Source organism: Psychrobacter sp. GW64-MNA-CIBAN-0177 (assembly GCF_040309585.1).
GTDB classification, from domain to species: domain Bacteria; phylum Pseudomonadota; class Gammaproteobacteria; order Pseudomonadales; family Moraxellaceae; genus Psychrobacter; species Psychrobacter okhotskensis.
Genome location: NZ_JBEOOY010000134.1, coordinates 1 through 288, shown reverse-complemented (window position 1 = coordinate 288; position 288 = coordinate 1). Strand labels below are relative to the sequence as shown.

Genomic DNA, 288 nt, shown 5'->3' with positions numbered 1-288 from the left:
GATATTATCAGCGCTTAAGTTCCAATCATAATGACGGTTAAAAAAACCAACTAACGCGTCAATAAAAGCGGCATCGCCTTGCGGATTAGAGTAGTTACCGATGCTGGTTAGGGCGGTACTATTCAGCTCATTGGTGTTATTAGCGTCATCGTTACCTAATGCTCGATACGTCTCTAGAAAAACCTCATTGACGGCATCAATACGAGCAGGATTGCCACCGCCCAGCATATTAATCGGCTGATCACTTTTTAGTGCATCGCCTAGATCATCCATCAGCTGCGAGATGCC

General features: G+C 45.1%; 1 pseudogene. It reads right to left on the bottom strand.

Annotated features, from left to right (window positions below):
- Nucleotides 1–288 (bottom strand): annotated as a pseudogene (locus AAEY79_RS14490) (valine--pyruvate transaminase); the annotation flags it as partial.